The sequence below is a fragment of the Deefgea salmonis genome (genome assembly GCF_020531905.1).
GTDB lineage: Bacteria > Pseudomonadota > Gammaproteobacteria > Burkholderiales > Chitinibacteraceae > Deefgea > Deefgea salmonis.
The window spans coordinates 25,655-41,474 of record NZ_JAJAWG010000017.1; the positions used below are offsets into that span (position 1 = coordinate 25,655).

13 protein-coding genes are annotated in these 15,820 nt (G+C 49.5%); 6 read left to right on the forward strand and 7 right to left on the reverse strand.

Annotation, left to right across the window (positions count from 1 at the left end; genetic code table 11):
• Positions 1–64: 64 nt before the first annotated feature.
• The 6 genes from hemW to dusA all read right to left on the reverse strand — a co-directional run bounded on the left by hemW (position 65) and on the right by dusA (position 4,478).
• Complete coding sequence (gene hemW / locus LG219_RS14995; protein ID WP_226765256.1) at positions 65–1,249, reverse strand: radical SAM family heme chaperone HemW; 1,185 nt, start codon at positions 1,247–1,249, stop codon at positions 65–67.
• Between the two features lie 144 nt (positions 1,250–1,393).
• On the reverse strand, positions 1,394–1,918 hold the full coding sequence (locus tag LG219_RS15000; RefSeq protein ID WP_226765257.1) for a hypothetical protein: 525 nt from the start codon (positions 1,916–1,918) through the stop codon (positions 1,394–1,396).
• Positions 1,919–2,001: 83 nt separating this feature from the next.
• Positions 2,002–2,223: a hypothetical protein gene (locus tag LG219_RS15005; RefSeq protein ID WP_226765258.1), complete on the reverse strand. Its 222-nt coding sequence runs from the start codon at positions 2,221–2,223 to the stop codon at positions 2,002–2,004.
• The gene (rdgB, locus tag LG219_RS15010) at positions 2,220–2,819 is read right to left on the reverse strand and encodes an RdgB/HAM1 family non-canonical purine NTP pyrophosphatase (protein WP_226765259.1); all 600 of its coding nucleotides are present in this window, start codon (positions 2,817–2,819) and stop codon (positions 2,220–2,222) included. The genes LG219_RS15005 and rdgB overlap by 4 nt, the downstream gene beginning before the upstream one ends.
• Positions 2,819–3,478: a retropepsin-like aspartic protease family protein gene (locus LG219_RS15015; protein ID WP_226765260.1), complete on the reverse strand. Its 660-nt coding sequence runs from the start codon at positions 3,476–3,478 to the stop codon at positions 2,819–2,821. The genes rdgB and LG219_RS15015 overlap by 1 nt, the downstream gene beginning before the upstream one ends.
• Before the next feature lie 4 nt (positions 3,479–3,482).
• Complete coding sequence (gene dusA / locus LG219_RS15020) at positions 3,483–4,478, reverse strand: tRNA dihydrouridine(20/20a) synthase DusA (RefSeq protein ID WP_226765261.1); 996 nt, start codon at positions 4,476–4,478, stop codon at positions 3,483–3,485.
• 434 nt (positions 4,479–4,912) lie between these two features.
• Between dusA and dsr1 the strand changes: the two genes are divergently transcribed.
• The 4 genes from dsr1 to LG219_RS15040 all read left to right on the forward strand — a co-directional run bounded on the left by dsr1 (position 4,913) and on the right by LG219_RS15040 (position 11,126).
• The gene (gene dsr1 / locus LG219_RS15025) at positions 4,913–8,731 is read left to right on the forward strand and encodes an anti-phage defense-associated sirtuin Dsr1 (RefSeq protein WP_226765262.1); all 3,819 of its coding nucleotides are present in this window, start codon (positions 4,913–4,915) and stop codon (positions 8,729–8,731) included.
• Positions 8,732–9,009: 278 nt separating this feature from the next.
• Positions 9,010–9,444 carry a M15 family metallopeptidase gene (locus LG219_RS15030; protein WP_226765263.1) on the forward strand — a complete coding sequence of 145 codons (435 nt, stop codon included), beginning with the start codon at positions 9,010–9,012 and terminating at the stop codon, positions 9,442–9,444.
• A gap of 93 nt (positions 9,445–9,537) precedes the next feature.
• A complete protein-coding gene (locus LG219_RS15035; RefSeq protein WP_226765264.1) occupies positions 9,538–9,876 on the forward strand; it encodes a helix-turn-helix transcriptional regulator in 339 nt (112 codons plus the stop codon).
• A 41-nt stretch (positions 9,877–9,917) separates the two neighbouring features.
• Complete coding sequence (locus LG219_RS15040; protein WP_226765265.1) at positions 9,918–11,126, forward strand: type II toxin-antitoxin system HipA family toxin; 1,209 nt, start codon at positions 9,918–9,920, stop codon at positions 11,124–11,126.
• Between the two features lie 407 nt (positions 11,127–11,533).
• Here LG219_RS15040 and yjjJ read toward each other — a convergent pair whose 3' ends face one another.
• A complete protein-coding gene (gene yjjJ / locus LG219_RS15045) occupies positions 11,534–12,877 on the reverse strand; it encodes a type II toxin-antitoxin system HipA family toxin YjjJ (RefSeq protein ID WP_226765266.1) in 1,344 nt (447 codons plus the stop codon).
• A 329-nt stretch (positions 12,878–13,206) separates the two neighbouring features.
• On the opposite strand from yjjJ, the gene LG219_RS15050 reads away from it, so the two are divergent.
• Both LG219_RS15050 and LG219_RS15055 read left to right on the forward strand, forming a co-directional pair.
• The gene (locus LG219_RS15050; RefSeq protein ID WP_226765267.1) at positions 13,207–13,851 is read left to right on the forward strand and encodes an NAD(P)H-binding protein; all 645 of its coding nucleotides are present in this window, start codon (positions 13,207–13,209) and stop codon (positions 13,849–13,851) included.
• Positions 13,852–14,193: 342 nt separating this feature from the next.
• A complete protein-coding gene (locus LG219_RS15055) occupies positions 14,194–15,597 on the forward strand; it encodes a NarK family nitrate/nitrite MFS transporter (protein ID WP_284691705.1) in 1,404 nt (467 codons plus the stop codon).
• Positions 15,598–15,820: the final 223 nt, after the last annotated feature.

The window sequence follows — 15,820 nt, forward strand, 5'->3', positions numbered from 1 at the left end:
ACGTGAACACGGCGCGTCACCCCGTGTGCATCTCTATGCGGAGCATTGTACTGTGCGTTGCCGCTTAATCCGGCAAAAATCGTTCCATCAGCACATTTAAAAAACGCTGCCCTTTGAGCGTTGGCCGTACATGGTGCAAATCGCGCTCGAGTAAGCCCTCAGTGCAGGCGCGCTCAATTTCGTAAACGATTTTACTCATCGGCAAACCAGTGCGCTCGCTAAACAGCGCAATCGGAAAACCGCCGGTTAAGCGCAATGTATTGAGCATAAATTCAAACGGCAGCGCAGATTTTTCGATGATTTCTTCGCTTTGCAGCGCCGAGCCCATCGCCATTTTGGCCAGATACTCTGTGGGCTGCTTAAACCGCGCTTGGCGAATGATTTTGTCGTGAAAACTGATTTTGCCATGCGCGCCAGCGCCAATGCCGAGGTAGTCACCAAATTGCCAGTAATTTAAATTGTGTTGGCTGCGGTGATCTTTAGTTGGGTGTTGCTTATAAAAAGCACTGGTTTCGTAGTGGCCAAACCCAGCTTGCGCGAGCTTGGCTTCAATCATTTCTTGCATATCGGCGGCTAAATCGTCATCAGGCAAGGCTGGCGGATAGCGGTGAAACAGCGTATTGGGTTCGAGCGTTAAATGGTAAGCGCTCAAATGCGTTGAGCCGCAGGCAATCGCTTGGTCGATATCGGCCTCGGCCTCGGCCAGCGTTTGCTTGGGCAGGGCATACATTAAATCGAGGTTAAAATTATCAAAGTGCTGCGCGGCGATCTCAATGGCGCGCAGGGCTTCGTCGCGATTATGGATACGGCCTAAAGCGCTTAAGTGCGTGGCATTAAAGCTTTGAATGCCGATGGATAAGCGATTAATCCCCGCAGCGCGGTAGCCGGCAAATTTTTCGACTTCAAAGGTGCCCGGATTGGCTTCAAGGGTGATTTCGGCGTCGGGGTTGAGTTTGATGCGTGCGCGTATCGCCTCGAGCAAGCGATCCATGCTGGCGGCGGAAAACAAACTCGGCGTGCCGCCGCCCATAAAAATACTCGACACCGATCGGCCCCAAACTTGCGGCAGATTGCTTTCTAAATCGGCAATCAGCGCATCGATATAGCGCTGCTCTGGAATGCCGTCTTTGACCGCGTGCGAATTAAAATCGCAATACGGGCATTTGCGCACACACCAAGGAAAGTGAATATAAAGTGCCAACGGGGGCAGGGCGGTTAGGCCCGATTGCGAAAAAGAAACGGTTTGCATAGGGCCTAACAAATGAGGGCTGAGCAAGGCCAGCCCTAAGATAAGAAATTAAAACGGTGGTTTTGGTTATTCATCCTCAAGCGTTCTTGAGGCGCGTCTGTGGCGAGCACTTTAATTGGCCCGCCCTAAACGCAGAAAACGCCGTTATTTTGCTTTTTGGCTATTGGCAAAATTGAGCATGTCATTGAGGGTTTTAAAGTCGGGAGCGCCTTTTTTGATATCCATTTCGCCCGCCGCTAAATAGGTAAAGTAGCGTTGGCAAGCCTTGGTTGGGCCATCTTTTTTGGTCATGTCTTCAATGATTTTATTCGATTGATCATTGTTGGCTTTGAGTAATTCGCCACTGACTTTTTTGGCTTCTTCGGGGCCGGCGGTTTCTTTTACGAAATCGAGAAAGGCAGTGACATAACCATAATGCATGCCCAAATAGGCCTTGTTGCGCTCGATATAGCCTTTGGTGGCCGAATTAATCAGACCTTCGGTTTGTTCGATTTTGCAGTTTTTGGCCATTTTTTGCATCACCACCAAAGACGTGCTTAAGTTGCCCGCGGCTTTATTGCGCTCGGCGGTAAATGGCGATGCAACTTCGGGTTTAGAAGCGTCTGCGGCTTTAGCAGCAAAACAAGACAGCGGCAACATCAGGGCAAGGGCAAGGAATGTTTTTTGCAATTTAGGACTACCTTATTAAAAATGTAACCATCAAGACAGCAATTGGCTAGTCCTGCTCAAGGCCGGATCTTAGCTGGCATCACTTATTTTTGATAGGGATTATGCACACTCTGCACGAGGCGCTGTAGCACATCGCGCATTTGGCTTTCGGATACTTCCATCAATACGCCATCTTCAAATAAGTCTTGTGCCATTTGGACTAGCTCATCGAGGTTTTCGTTCATGACTTTGACTTTTTCGGTGCACGAAACCACGCTGCCATCGTCTCTTACCCAGCGGGCCCAACGACTTTCATCCTGACTCACAGCCCTGTTTCCTTCAGTTGTGCAATTAATGTGTTGAGCGCTTTGGCGCGATGCGAGATCTGGGCTTTTTCGCTGGCCGACATTTGTGCCACGGTTTTAGCCAAATCCGCCCGCCAAAACAGCGGATCATAACCAAAGCCACCGTCACCCAATGGCGCAGTTAAAATTTCGCCAGTGCAAATACCATCAGCAATCAAAGGCTGAGGATCGTTCTCACTACGCACCAACACCAAGGCGGCATAGTACCAAGCGCGGCGATCGCTGTGCGATGCCATTTGCGCAATCAATTTACTATTATTGCGCGCGTCGGATTTGGGCTCGCCAGCATAGCGTGCCGAATACACCCCCGGCGCGCCACCTAGCGCATGCACGCACAAGCCAGAATCATCGGCCAGCGCCGGTAAACCGGTGGCTTGCGCCGCATGCCGTGCTTTGGCGAGGGCATTTTCGACAAAGGTAGCAAACGGCTCAGGGCATTCACTGACGCCAAGCTCGCCTTGCGGGATGACTTCTAAATCAAAGTCGGCCAATAAATGATTGAATTCTTTCACCTTACCAGCGTTATTGCTGGCTAACACAATGCGTTGCTTTGCCATTAATAGGCCTTTTTACTTAAAATCATCAGCTCTTGATCGCGCTTCATTTGAAAGCGATTGAGTGTGCTCATGCCGATTAAAATAGGATTGTTGTCGTTGCTATCACGCACCACCACGTCCAGATTATACAGCGTTACATTGCCGATTTTGGCTTTAGGCAGCACGATCAGCCACGAGCGAATCACGCCATTGGCGGTGTGTGAGCGCATCGGCTGGCCGTTTTGATAGTTCAGCTTGAGCTGGTTGGCCACATTGGCCGACATCGATAAATGCGTCGCGCCAGTGTCAACCACCCCGCGCTGCGTTTGGCCATTAATCGCCACATCGGTGAGGTAATGCCCGCCTTGGCTAGGCACCAGCACCAAATTGCCGTCGCCATCGTTAGGCGTGCCTGCCGAGATTACATAACCTTCACCCAAACCTAAACGCCGTTGCCGACCATTGCTGGCCTCAATCACCGCCGAATCAGCGGCAATTGAAATCACCTTGATATCGCCCACGGTTTGGCCGATTTGCAAGGTTTTCTTTAGCCCATTCAACTGAAAAATCGCCTTGCCACCCATGGTGGCCAAGAGCGTCATTTCATCGGCCATGGCCAACGCTGGCAACGTTAAAAGACCGGCAGCAAGCAGTACAGCGAAAGGTCGAATGGGCAGCATGGGTTTAATCCTGACGAGATTCGACAATATTAAGCGCTTCTTCAATCAAGCGCCAATCGGCGTTTTTCAGCAACGCAGCATCCGACAACATCCGCCGCCAATGCCGCGCACCGGGCCGGCCTTGGTACAGCCCTAAAATATGCCGCGCCACATAGCGTAATGGCGTGCCAGCCGCGAGCTCCGCGTCGACAAAGCCGCGTAAGTCTTCCATCACCGCGCGGCGGGTGGTTTCAACGTGCGGCGCACCATAAATCGCCGCATCCACTTCGCTTAAAATCCACGGATTATGATAAGCCTCGCGCCCGAGCATTACGCCATCCACATGCTGCAAATGCATTTGGCTGTCGGCAATGGTGGTAATACCGCCATTAATAATGATCTCTAGCGCCGGGAAGTCTTGCTTGAGCTGATAGGCATAAGCATATTTAAGCGGCGGAATATCGCGGTTTTCTTTCGGGCTGAGGCCTTTTAAAATCGCATTTCTGGCGTGCACAATAAACGTGCTGCAACCGGCATCGGCCACATGGCCAACAAAGTCGCGTACAAAGCTGTAATCCTCAATCTGATCAATGCCAATCCGGTGCTTCACCGTAACGTCGATACTGCACGCATCGCGCATGGCTTTAACCGCATCGCTGACTAAATCGGGTTCCAGCATCAAGCAAGCGCCAAACGAGCCCGACTGCACCCGCTCGCTAGGGCAACCCACATTCAAATTGACCTCGTTATAACCCCATTGCTCGGCCACCTTGGCGCAATGCGCCAAATCAGCCGCATTTGAGCCACCCAATTGCAAAGCAATCGGGTTTTCTGACGGATCAAACCGCAAATGCCGCATCGGATCGCCATGAATAATCGCGCCGGTATTCACCATCTCGGTATACAGCCAAGTGTGCTGGCTTAACGTTCGAGCGAATCTACGGTAAAAACGGTCAGTCCAATCGAGCATCGGCGCAATACAGAAGCGGCGGGAAGGGGTGTTGGGTGTTTGAATTGACATTGCAGTATTTATATCGCGGTAGTGTCGGGCCAAGCCCTGAATCTGCATCATTTTACGCGTTTGCCGCCGCGCTGGCTTGTTTTAGTCAATCGGCGGCTTAAAGGGCGCTGGGGTGCGGCGGGAAATAGTTTGGCAGCGCTTGCTTGATACCGAGGGTATCGGCATCTAGCTCATTTAAATCAATACCTGCAATCAAATACATCTATAGAAAAATGATTTGTAGCAGGGCGTAGGGTGGGTTAGCCCTTGGGCGTAACCCACCAATCCAATGCCAACGCCAATCACCATCAGCGCCGCAGCGTTAAAGCAACGCCGCCTTTCTGAGTCATTTGCGAATATTCAATATCAAGCACAAGCTGACGAATGGATATTCCCGTACGATGTTATCGCATTAGTGCACGCCTTAAGCCTCGATAATTGAATAGGAAGGATAAATGCAATTCATAGAAAACGGCCCAGACATTCCAGATGAGTTGCTGCAGGCACACGAGGATGGTCGTGTAGTATTTTTTTGTGGCGCGGGTATTTCCTATCCAGCAGGCTTGCCTGGTTTTGGGGGGTTGGTAAATAAAATCTACAAGCTGATTGGTGAAGATCCTAGTGAAATTGAGGCTGTGGCATTGAAGCGTCAGCAGTTTGACTCTGCACTTGATCTCTTAGAGCGGCGTATTGTGGGCGGTCGTTTTGCTGTACGCAGTAAACTTGCTCAAGTGTTGAAGCCCAAGCTACGCCGCAAGGGCGCTATTGATACGCAGTCTGCATTGTTGCGGCTGGGGCGTAGTCGTGGAGGTGCGCTGCGGTTAGTTACTACCAACTTTGATAATCTCTTTGATGTGGCGGCCAAACGCACGGGTCAAAAATTTCAATCTTACGCGGCACCAATGCTGCCAATTCCAAAAAATAGCCGATGGGATGGACTGGTTTATTTGCATGGTCAACTGCCCGAAAAGGCGGATGATGCAGCTCTAAATCGTTTAGTTGTCACCAGTGGTGATTTTGGCTTGGCCTACCTGACGGAACGCTGGGCAGCCCGCTTTGTGAGCGAGTTATTCCGCAACTATGTGGTTTGTTTCGTGGGTTACAGTCTCAATGATCCTGTGCTGCGCTACATGATGGACGCGTTGGCCGCCGATCGAATGCAGGGGGAGATCACGCTGCAGGCTTGGGCGTTAGGTGATGTTGAACCGGGGCAGGAGCATCGTAAAACTATTGAATGGCTCTCCAAAGGCGTCAAACCTATTCTCTATAAAGTGCCTGCTAATAGCTACGACCATTCTGCGTTACACGTTACCTTGCATGCTTGGGCAAATATCTATCGTGACGGAGTACAGGGTAAAGAGGCCATCGTTGTAAAACATGCACTGGCTCGGCCACAGGAAAGTACGCAGCAAGATGATTTTGTCGGTCGAGTATTATGGGCCTTATCAGATAAATCGGGATTGCCAGCTAAATCTTTTGCTAGTTTCAATCCGGCTCCTTCACTCGACTGGCTGTTAGATACATTTTCTAAAGACCATTTTGGGGGTGTTGATCTGCCACGTTTTGGCGTTTCGCCGAGCCGTGATTTAGACGGCAAGCTTAGCTTTAGTTTAATTCGTAGACCAGTTGCTTATGATCAAGCTCCACGTATGGTGTTGGCTTCAAGTGACTTGCTAGGTAGTCAGTGGGATGACGTGATGCGTCATTTGGCTTTTTGGCTTCTACGTCATTTGGGCGACCCCAGGCTGATACTCTGGATCGCTCAAGATGGAGGCCGAATACATCATGAATGGCGGCGTATGATTGAATCGAAACTGAGTCATTTGGCATCTCTAGAGAGAGAGGGTAATACCGCCGAATTAGATGAAATTCGGTTAAATTCACCTCTAGCTATTCCTGGCTCTTTAATGCGAACATTTTGGCGCTTATTGCTTAGTGGACGAGTGAAGTCAAAAGGACTTGGGCCTGATCTTTATCTTTGGGCTAAACGGTTAAGGCAAGAAGGCCTTACTATTACGTTGCGCTTAGAATTGCGCGAGCTGCTTGCTCCGCAAATAATGTTGAGGGAGTCATCTCGTTGGAGTGACGACAGTGAGAGCGTTGACGAGCGCACGCGGTTCAAACAATTGGTGAATTATGATCTCGTACTGGCGACTGATCACGTCCATTTAACTCTGAGTGAGTTGGCTGATAATGCTGACTGGACATTAGCTTTGCCGCATCTGTTGGAAGATTTTCAGCAATTGTTGCGCGATGCACTGGATTTGTTTAAAGCGTTGGGCGATACGGATGAGCATGTAGATCGTTCATATCTTTATTTGCCCTCTATTGCGCCACACAAGCAAAATCAAGGTTTTGACGACTGGGCCAGTCTGATAGAGCTGTTGCGTGATTCTTGGCTGGCGCTTCGTGTCAATGACTGCCCGCGCGCGACGAAAATAGCGCTCGTGTGGTTCGAGCTACCATATCCCATATTTAAGCGTCTGGCCCTGTTTGCCGCCAGCATAGAGGATCGCATTTTGCCAGAGCAGTGGGTCGATTGGCTTTTGGCTGATGGCGCGATGTGGCTATGGTCTACAGAGACGAGGCGGGAGGTGTTCAGGCTATTTGTTTTGCAGGGCCAACGGTTGGGTGAGTTTGATCAGAACCGTCTTGAGTCTGCAATTTTGTTGGGGCCGCATACGTTTCGGGGTAACTTGGACGAGGGGGCGTTGCAGAATTTGGTGGCCCACTCTATCTGGCGTCATCTTAGCAAGCTAAAAGCGTCGGGCCTCAATCTGGGAAAACTTGCAGCAGAACGCTTGGCAGAGTTGTCCGATGACAACCCTGAATGGCAGTTGGCAATCAACGAGAGAGATGAGTTTTCATATTGGATGGGTGGGGGTGATGACTTAAGTTGGGAAGACAGTTGTAATGTTGATATAGCACCCAAAAAGCGGAGCGAACTTGTTCAGTGGTTAATAAAAACACCAAAAAAACAATGGCTTTTTGAGGAGGACACTTGGCGCGAGGTCTGCCGCAAACATATGTTGAATAGTTTGTTCGCTCTGTGTGATTTGGCGCGTAATGGAGTGTGGCCAGTTGAGCGATGGCGTGAAGCGCTGCAAGTTTGGAGCGAAAAAGGCATGGTGATGCGATCCTGGAATTATGTCGCACCCTTAGTTGGTCTCGTGCCTGATAAACAACTTCAGGATGTTGCTCACCAATTGACGTGGTGGATGATGACTGTATCTAAATCAATCAGTCGATATGAGGAGATATTGTTGAATTTGTGCCGCCGTGTTTTGACATTGCCACTAGAAGCAAGTACGGGCATTTTAATTAATGGCAAACCGATTAATGAACCGGTAGAGGAAGCCATAAACCATCCCATAGGGCATGTAACGCAGGTGCTTATTAACCTTTGGTTTAAGCACAAACCGAACGATGGTGATTTGCTTTCAGATGAGTTCAAATCCTTATTTACGGAACTTAGCGATACAAATATTGATAGGTTTCGTCATGGACGAGTATTGCTGAGTTCGAGATTAATCGCTGTTTTCCGAGTGGATCGAGATTGGACTGAGCAATATTTATTGCCACTATTTTGTTGGACTAATCCTGCTGAAGCAAAAGCAGCTTGGGAAGGATTTTTATGGTCGCCGCGAATTTATCTGCCTTTATTGATTGCTTTTAAGCCCCAGTTTCTTGAAAGTGCTAACCATTTCGCTGATTTAGGTAAGCATCGTCAACAGTTTGCGGCTTTTCTTACGTATGTAGCGTTAGAAACGCCTCCGGGCTTTACTTCTGAAGAGTTTAGAACTGCGTTTAAAAACTTGCCGCAAGAGGGACTGGAGGCATCTGTTCAGGCACTTCTGCAAGCTCTCGAAGGTGCTTCTGAGCAGCGTGAGGAGTATTGGAAAAATCGTATTCTGCCGTATTGGCAAAACGTGTGGCCAAAATCGAAAGAACTTGTAACCCCGCTAATTTCCGAATTAGTGATCCGGTTAATTGTAGCTGCAGGGCATGAATTTCCTTCGGCGTTTGAAACTTTCAAGACTTGGCTTGGTCCTGTTGAACATCCGAGTTACATAATTAGCGAGCTCGTTGAGTCGAATTTATGTAAGCAATTTCCAGATGAGTTATTGTTTTTGCTTGACGTTGTTATTGGGGATCCACAGTATCCACCTAGTGAATTGAAACAATGCTTGGTGCAAATTAAACAAGAGAAACCAATACTTGAACAAAGTGATAATTTTATACGACTCAATGATTGCTTACGTCGCATTTTATAATTGAAGAGATTAAAGTCACTGAATAAGTAATTTTAAAGCTGGCTCCCTAGCCAGCTTTTTTTGTGCCTGCTCGGCTTGTAGGTGTCCACTTTGCTGGGTCTGCGCACGAAGCGTAAAGCATGGTGATGCAGATGTCTGGGAAGGGACGTTTGTTGCGAACAGCTTGGCGAACAATAGTTTTGACTGCTATTTAAAAAATCCGGCCAGCCAAATTAACAACGGTAAATCCGCCAGCGTTGATTGATGTATTGATTTGGCCTTTTTTATAGGGATAAATCATGTCGAGTCGTGATCTCAAAGATTTGCATGTCAGCATTCGCTTGCTGGCTGAGCAGTTGGTGGCTGAGGCCAATGCCGCTTTGCAGCAGCAAAATCCGGCGCTTGCGGTGCGTTTGGTTTGCACTTGGCGGCCGCAATCTGAGCAAAATGCCTTGTACGCGCAAGGGCGAACTAAGCCCGGGCGCAAGGTCACGTGGGTAACGCATAGCGCGCACAATACCGATTTGGCCGACACGGCGCATGGCGACGCTGAGGCGCTGGATGTCGGGGTGTTTGAAAACGGCAACTATCTGCAGGGCAATACCGCCCGCGAGTTGGCTTTTTATTTATGCCTCGGCCCGATTGGCGAGCGCCTTGGTTTGGCTTGGGGCGGGCGCTGGAAAACGCCCGATTACCCGCATTTTGAGCGTAAAAAATGGCGCACTGCACGCTGATGGGGCGCAGCAGCACTACGCCACTGATTTGTGCAACAAAGTACTTTAATGCGTACTATAATAGTTTTTATTCTATTTAATGACTGCTATAGCATGACTAGAAAACTTCTTCCTGTTGATGATGCGGGTAAAAATGCGCTGGCCGAGTTGGGTAATCGCTTACGAACACTGCGTATCATGCGCAGTGATACGATGGCGCAAATGGCGCAGCGCCTTCAGTGTTCGTTGTCGACTTATGCTGCGCTAGAAAAGGGTGAAGCAACGACTCAAATCGGGCTATTGGTGAATGCTTTAGGTATTTTAGGGTGCTTGGATAGCCTATCAGCCGTTGCGCCCGTGCCTGTGGAATCATTGATCAAATCCGAAGCGATGCGTAAACGAGTGCGTAAGGTAAATCCAACGCTGCCTACGGATGAGGAGATTGATTTCTGATGGCATCTTCACGTCATTACAGTTTGCGTATAGGAGTGTATTTGCCAAGTACAGTTCAGCCGATACCTGCCGCATTACTAAAAGTAGAACGGCAAGGTGTTGTTGAAAGTGGCACGCTCAGCTATGGGCGGCAATATCAGCAAAAGCACAATTTTCGCTTCCACCCCGATCCGGCTTTATCTCTGGCGATTAATCATTTGTCAGCCAAAAGGATTCGGGATGGTGGTGCATTGCCACCTTACCTAAAAGACTCACTACCTGATGCATGGGGACGCCTCGTTTTGGCTGCTGCTAATCAGGGGGCTGCCCTAGATGACTACGCGATGTTGTCTTGTACTAATCAGCATCGCATTGGTGCTTTGGTGGTCATTCATGATGAACCTCAGGTGCTGGCTGAAACACCCCAATTGTCATTGGACGAGCTGTATGAAATGGCGATGGCCATCCAATATGCTAAAGAAGTGCCCGTGGATATTCGCCGGTTGTTGACGCAGGGCGGCTCATTGGGTGGCGCCAGACCCAAGGCCAGCATTGCTGATCAAGGCGCGCTGTGGCTGGCTAAGTTCCCGCTGCGAGAAGATCCTTTCAATATTGAATTGGCCGAAGCGGGCGCAATGGCATTAGCAAAAATGTGCGGCATACAAACCGCAGAATTTCGCTGTGTTGAAATCAACCAAAGAATAATTTTTTTAATCAAAAGGTTTGATCGCATAACGAGCCCTGAAGGCGAGCAACGCATCCATTTTCTATCTGCAGCGGGTTTGCTGAATGTGGCTTATGAGTCAGGCCAAGGCAGTTATGTCGAATTGGCTCAAGCAATAAGCCGTTTTGGCGCGAACCCTAAGCAAGATTGCCAAGAATTGTTTCGGCGAATGGTATTCAATATTTTGATCGACAATACGGATGACCATATTAAAAATCATGGTTTTTTACATGTTGGTGACAATCAATACCGGCTAGCGCCTGTTTATGATGTTCATCCACAAGGCACACATCTGCAATATATGGGCATGCCATTGGTGAATGAAAATGCCTCACCGAGTTTGGAACAGTTACTCGCAGAAGCGCATCATTTTCATTATCAAAGAGAAGAGGCCATCAATGTCGTGCGCGAATTGATGGCAACGGTGAGTCAGGCGTGGCGAAAAAAAATGGTGGATGCCGGTATGAGTGATGCTGATCTGCGATATATAGCCGCGCATCTTGATTCACTTCACACCCGATGGAGGGCGATGGATCAGGCAATATAAGCGAAAAAAATGGCGTATCGCACGCTGAAATAGCGACCAATGTGGTCGGTCATTTGCATTTGATGGCTAAAGTTCGGGCGGCGGGCGTGGGCGATCGCGGTGATTGTGAACAAGCCGCGTGATAAAGGGGTTTGGCTCGAGTGCAATCAGTCTGGTGTGCGGTTGGGTTTGAGTTTGGCGCAAAGCCCATCCGGTAAAAACGCCGCTCAAATTTGCGCTAGATGAATATTTTAAATCCACAAGTTCTGAGGTTAAAGTTGTGGATAAACGGTAGATAAGCCTAAGCAACCCAATGCCAATGCGGCTGGTAGGTCGTGAGTAAAAAATAATCAAACCGCCCTTGTGAGGATAACAAGGGTGGTTTTTTTATTGCTTGTGATCTGAATTGGCATACACCGTGCCGATATTTAGCCGAGGCGGGCTATTTTTGCGCTGGCAATATGGATATGTTGTTCAAGGGCCATCAGACAGGGGGTAAATCGCTCACTCAAAGCGCTGGTTTTTTTGAGCTGATTTAAAAATGTCCATGCCAATGATGCGGCGAGGTGCCAAGTTTCATTGGGGATATAGGTATAGATTTGTGCTTCAGCAATCACGTTCGGTAATCCACCCCCGGTGCGTGGTGCAAAGGCCATTGGCACCATATCGTAAGCGGGTGAAATGTCATAGGGTCGGCCATCGGCGGAGATAAACGACAGATTGCCGTTGTGCATATCCGAGTTGCCGATCAGTGTGCCAAATGCCCATAAAAGCTGCGCAGCGCTGACGGCTGGTTTTTTAATGATCTTGTTGGCTGCCAGTTGCTCGGCAATGATGGGCCACCCGCCTTTGCCTGATCCAACAAATTCGGCATCCAGTGCTGCCAAAGAAAATAGTGCGCAGCGGCCCAATGGCCCGATGCGATCAAAACGAATCACTTCGAGAAATCGTTGTCCTTCATGGTCAATGATGTCCGTCTGCGCGGCTGCAATGCCGGCTTCGCGTAGCGTCTCTAAAGCTACGTGCTCGGCGAGCAGTAAATCTCGCCATCGTTCGCTGACCGGGCCAACTTCGCGCTCACTAAATTTAATGATGGCGTGATGTGTTCCCGTTGGGGTCATTGCATAAGTGGTAAATTTGGGTTGTTCACCCCCTGCCGATGAGCCTGCGCCCCCGCCTTCAAGTACCGCCACCGCTAATCGGGCGTACTCTTCACCTTTTTTTTCTATTGCGATGGGCTGAGGAATAGGGCTGTTTAAACAGTGATGACGCGCGGTTTCACCAATGAGCAAATTTCCCGCCGTATCATGTCCATAGGCCAGTAGGGCTTGTAATGCATGGGTGTCAGTCCAGTCGGAAAGTCGCTCAGGCAGTTGCAATCGGTTGCCGTATTGCGCGGCATAGGCGCGTCCCAGATAGCCTTGTGGGCGCATGTCAAATAACCACCATGGCAGGCCATCACTATGCAATGAGCTGCCTTTGACTTCTTGCATCACAAAGCCCTCTGGACGAACAGGGATGAGCGTGCCTAATTGTCGAATTAATCCATCGGCATCAATGCGAAAAATGGGCATGTCAGTCAGCTTTCTGCTGGTATCACGCAAAGCATATTGAATAGATTTTTTTTCTGAAATCGAGACGACTTTATGCTCTAACTCCGCAATGGCGCGTGAAATTGTTGGTTGACTAACGCCAATCATATCAACCAGTTGCTTGGCAGATAGTGGTCCTTTTTCTAGCTTTGACTTTATGCTTTCTGCGCGTGGAGACATGTGAGTGAATTGATTCTTGAATAGGAAAATGAATTGTATCTTAGGCGTATTTTTGTCATGATGCTAGCAAAAAGAAAGGGCCTGAGGATCATGCCGTGGCAATGATGTTTTTGAGTGAGCAAATAGAGCGATTATTGGATTATTGGCATAGTCATGCAAACCTACTGAAGGGACAGGGGGCATGGCTAATGCACTGTGGCTTTTGCAAGCAAGCCATCAGAACGAATATGTAGTTTGTTAAATTTATTGGGTATTGCCTTGACGATTATATTCATCAGGATTTAGCTGGTTATACCCACCGATCAATGTTTGATCTTGAGGTTGGATAGATGCAAAAAACGCTGTTGATTTTAGGGGCAACCGGTGCAGTCGGTCAGCAATTATTGCAACAGGCTTTGGCGCACGCTAATGTCGCAAGGGTGATTGCACCAACGCGGCGCGCTTTAACGGCGCATATTAAATTGCAAAATCCGATTGTCGACTTTGACGCGCTACCCACTGACGCGGCATGGTGGCAGGTGGATGCCGCACTCTGTGCATTGGGCACAACGCGCCAAATCGCTGGCTCAGCGGCGGCATTTCGGCGCGTTGATTACGACTATGTCTTGCAGGCGGCCCAGTGTTTACATCAGGCCGCAACGCCGACTTTGGTGCTGAATTCTTCATTGGGGGCGAATGCACAGGCTCGCGGTTTGTACCTGCGTACTAAGGGCGAGGTAGAGCGCGATGTGCGCGCCTTGGGATTTGGCTCGTTAACGATTGTTCGGCCGTCTTTGCTCGATGCCGGCGTGCGGCCAGATCGACGCCGCGCCGAAGAATTTGGCTTATGGCTCAATCGGCATTTGGCGGCGTGTATTCCAGTGGCGTGGCGCGCGGTGAAGGTTGAGCATGTCGCGGCGACCATGCTGGCCGCGGCATTACGCGCCGCGCCCGGGGTGAGCGTGATTGAGTCAGCCCAAATAGAGCACGATTGAGGTGTTGGTTTTGATGTTGGGACGAGATGGCTTTTTTCATGGCTTGAGTTTGCGAAAAATCAAAGGAATTGAAGTTGTTAATTATTGCGCCCCTATCTCTATTGAGGTAGTTCGCAATGTTGTGGTGTCGGGCTGAGCGCCCCGTATTGCTGGTTTATGCCGTGGGCATGCGGTGATATGGTCTGTGTTGCGAGCCAAGGCGGATTTTTGGTGGATTTTGCCTATTCCTTTGGGGGTAGGTTTTTGCTGGTCTGCGCCCGTGGGGCGCTTTTTTTTTGCCGTATAGTTGCCCCTATACCGCAGAAATGAATGGTGCGGCTGGCAAATGAAAAGGTAAAAATCATGGCAAAAAGTGCGGTGTTAACCCGTTGGGAGCCTGAAAATCCGGTGTTTTGGCAAGAGCAAGGTCAGTCGGTGGCCAAACGCAATTTGGCGATTTCGATTCCCTGTTTGACTTTGGGTTTTGTGATTTCAGTGCTGTGGAGTGTGGTGGCGCTCAATCTGAATTCGGCAGGGTTTAATTTTAGTAAAGAGCAGTTGTTTATGTTAACGGCGCTGCCGCAATTGTCGGGCGCCACGCTGCGGATTTTTTATTCGTTTATGCCAGCGCGATTTGGCGGGCGTAAATGGACGGCGATTTCAACGGCGGTGTTGTTGATTCCGGCGTTGTGGCTGGGCTTTGCGGTGCAAGATCCCACTACGTCGTATACCGAATTGTTGATGATTGCGCTGCTCTGTGGTTTGGGTAGCGGCAATTTTGCCAGCTCGATGGCCAATATTGGTTATTTTTTCCCGACGGCGAAAAAAGGTTCAGCCAATGGCTTAAACGCTGGGTTTGGTAATTTGGGCGTTTCTTTGGCGCAATTATTGATTCCGTTGGCGATCACTTTGCCGTTGTTTGGGGCTTTTGGTGGCGAGGCGCAAAGTTATCTCAAAGCAGGCGCTGCGCAATCGCTTTGGTTACAAAACGCGGGCTTTATGTGGGTGCCATTGATTGCGATTGCTGCAGTGGCCGCTTGGTTTGGCATGAATGATATTGCTGATGCGCGCTCGTCGTTTGCGCAGCAAGCGGTGATTTTCCGCCGCAAGCACAACTGGCTGATGTGCTGGTTGTATATCGGTACTTTTGGTAGCTTTATTGGCTTTGCTGGGGCGTTTGCCTTGTTGACGAAGTCGTTATTTCCTGATGTTGCTGTCATGAAGTATGCCTTTTTAGGACCGTTGATCGGGGCATTAATTCGCCCAGTGGGTGGTATTATTTCCGACAAAATCGGCGGCGCTAAGGTTACGCTAGGTGTGTTTATTGGCATGGCATGTGCGGTGTTGGGTGTGCTGGCGTTTTTGCCTGAGTTGGGCGTGGATGGACAGTTAAGCGGCGGTTCTTGGCCAGGCTTTTTTGCCATGTTCTTATTGCTGTTTACCTTTGCCGGTTTGGGTAATGGCTCGACGTATAAGATGATTCCAACGATTTTTGCCACCCTCAGAATGCGTGAGGCAACGGGCAGCGATGAAGCTGCATTGAAAGCGGCGCGCTTGGGCGGGATGCAAGAATCGGCAGCAGCAGCGGGCTTTATTAGTGCGATTGGTGCGTATGGTGGTTTCTTTATTCCGCAAAGCTTTGGTTTGTCGATGCAAGCCAGTGGCGGGCCAGAATTAGCCTTGTACGCGTTTATTGCTTTTTATGTGAGCTGCGTGTGGATGACTTGGCGTTATTACGCTAGCCCCAAAGCTGAGCTGCCTTGCTAGTAGGTATTGCCATCTAGGCTTTGTGTTTTGTGGTCTAGAGGGCAATACATTGAATAGATGTACGATGTTCAAGTTGGGTGTTGATACGTTAAATCGCCAGCGCTTGAGTGGCGCGACTGTAACCCCTTCCCCCTTGATGGGGGAAGGCTGGGATGGGGGTGTTGAGCTGCACGCCGTAGTTTCACCCTCACCCTAACCCTCTCCCATCAAGGGAGAGGGAATG

What these genes read in the sequence shown, in the direction of transcription:
- hemW (WP_226765256.1), bottom strand. Translation starts at nt 1,249, where the DNA reads ATGCAAACCGTTTCTTTTTCGCAATCGGGCCTAACCGCCCTGCCCCCG.
- rdgB (WP_226765259.1), bottom strand. Translation starts at nt 2,819, where the DNA reads ATGGCAAAGCAACGCATTGTGTTAGCCAGCAATAACGCTGGTAAGGTG.
- LG219_RS15015 (WP_226765260.1), bottom strand. Translation starts at nt 3,478, where the DNA reads ATGCTGCCCATTCGACCTTTCGCTGTACTGCTTGCTGCCGGTCTTTTA.
- dusA (WP_226765261.1), bottom strand. Translation starts at nt 4,478, where the DNA reads ATGTCAATTCAAACACCCAACACCCCTTCCCGCCGCTTCTGTATTGCG.
- dsr1 (WP_226765262.1), top strand. Translation starts at nt 4,913, where the DNA reads ATGCAATTCATAGAAAACGGCCCAGACATTCCAGATGAGTTGCTGCAG.
- LG219_RS15030 (WP_226765263.1), top strand. Translation starts at nt 9,010, where the DNA reads ATGTCGAGTCGTGATCTCAAAGATTTGCATGTCAGCATTCGCTTGCTG.
- LG219_RS15035 (WP_226765264.1), top strand. Translation starts at nt 9,538, where the DNA reads ATGACTAGAAAACTTCTTCCTGTTGATGATGCGGGTAAAAATGCGCTG.
- yjjJ (WP_226765266.1), bottom strand. Translation starts at nt 12,877, where the DNA reads ATGTCTCCACGCGCAGAAAGCATAAAGTCAAAGCTAGAAAAAGGACCA.
- LG219_RS15050 (WP_226765267.1), top strand. Translation starts at nt 13,207, where the DNA reads ATGCAAAAAACGCTGTTGATTTTAGGGGCAACCGGTGCAGTCGGTCAG.
- LG219_RS15055 (WP_284691705.1), top strand. Translation starts at nt 14,194, where the DNA reads ATGGCAAAAAGTGCGGTGTTAACCCGTTGGGAGCCTGAAAATCCGGTG.